General features: G+C 66.0%; 1 protein-coding gene. It reads left to right on the plus strand.

Going from position 1 to position 1,379, the window contains the following annotated elements:
* The first annotated feature begins 237 nt into the window (after positions 1–237).
* Positions 238–1,272, plus strand: coding sequence for an IS110 family transposase (locus tag ACTWQE_RS34055; protein WP_443332958.1), 1,035 nt, complete (start codon positions 238–240; stop codon positions 1,270–1,272).
* The last annotated feature ends 107 nt before the right edge of the window (positions 1,273–1,379 follow it).

Genomic DNA, 1,379 nt, shown 5'->3' on the forward strand with positions numbered 1-1,379 from the left:
CTGACTTGTTGAATCGACCGCAGGCGCTCGGTCTGCAGCCGTAGCGTCCAGGGTGCCGGTCGGCACGGGCTCGTGTAGTGTCTTGCCGCCCTGCGGGCTGGCTCATGATTAGCGTGCCGCCGCTGTCCGGCACCCGCGCGGTGTGGCTCGACAGAGGCATGAATGTGTGTGACTGCTACTTCAAGTCAGAGTGCCCACCGCACATTTCTGCCCGTCAGCCGCCAGGTGAGGATGCGCATGATCATTATCGGGATCGATCCCCACAAGTCCTCGCACACCGCAGTCGCTGTCGATGTAGCAGGCCACAAGATTGGTCAGCGGCGGTTCGTCGTCAACTCCGGGACCTTCGGTCGGCTTCTGCACTGGTGCGCGCAGTGGCCGGGGCGCCGGTTCGCGGTCGAAGGCGCCGGCGGTCTCGGTCGGTCTCTTGCTCAGCAGCTGGCCGCCGCGGGCGAGGATGTCGTCGACGTGCCTTCCACCTTGTCGGCCAGGGCCCGTCTTCTGGCCACCGGCGGGGACCGGAAGACCGACCCCGCGGACGCTCTCCACGTGGCCCAGGTCGCGCTCTTCCGCACTGATCTGCGCAAGGTCACCGCGGAGGACCAGTCCACGATCCTGCGGCTGCTGACCGAGCGGCACGACGACCTGACCGGCGAGCGGACCCGTATCGTCAACCGTCTCCACGCGGTCCTTCGCGACCTGTTGCCCGGTGGCGCCCCCACACGGCTGTCGGCAGAGAAGGCCGCGACTTTGATGAAGGGCATCCGGCCGGCCACTGCGACGGACCACTGCCGCCGGGACATCGCTCGTGATCTGCTGGCCGACCTGCGCAGGCTTGACCGGCAGGTCAAGGACAACGAGGCCCAGATGCGCGATGCTCTCGCTGCCGCACGAACCAGCCTGACGTCGCTGCCCGGACTGGGCACGGTACTGGCTGCGAAGCTCCTGGGCCACGTCGGCGACATCAGCCGCTTCCCGACAGAACACCACTTCGCCAGCTACGTCGGCAGCGCGCCCTTGGACGCCTCCAGCGGCAAACGGGTACGCCATCGGCTCAACACCGGGGGTAACAGAGCCTTGAACAGTGCGCTTCACATCATCGCTGTCTGCCAGATCCGTAACGATGGGCGCGGCCGGGAGTACTACCTCCGCAAGATCGCCGAAGGAAAGACACCCGCCGAGGCCCGCCGAGCCCTCAAGCGACGCCTCTCCAACGTGGTCTACCGGATCATGAAACGCGATCAGCGAGTTCAACTTGCAGAAGCTGCTTGACACACAGAGGCGCTAATCAACGGCGGATCTGCTGATCAAGGGGAGACGCCAAGTGAGCGAGACGACGATCGAGCACGAGTCCGTCGAGGAGCCGGCAGGTGGTGCGA

This window comes from Streptomyces sp. 8N706 (assembly GCF_052245415.1).
In the GTDB taxonomy this organism is placed as follows: Bacteria; Actinomycetota; Actinomycetes; order Streptomycetales; family Streptomycetaceae; genus Streptomyces.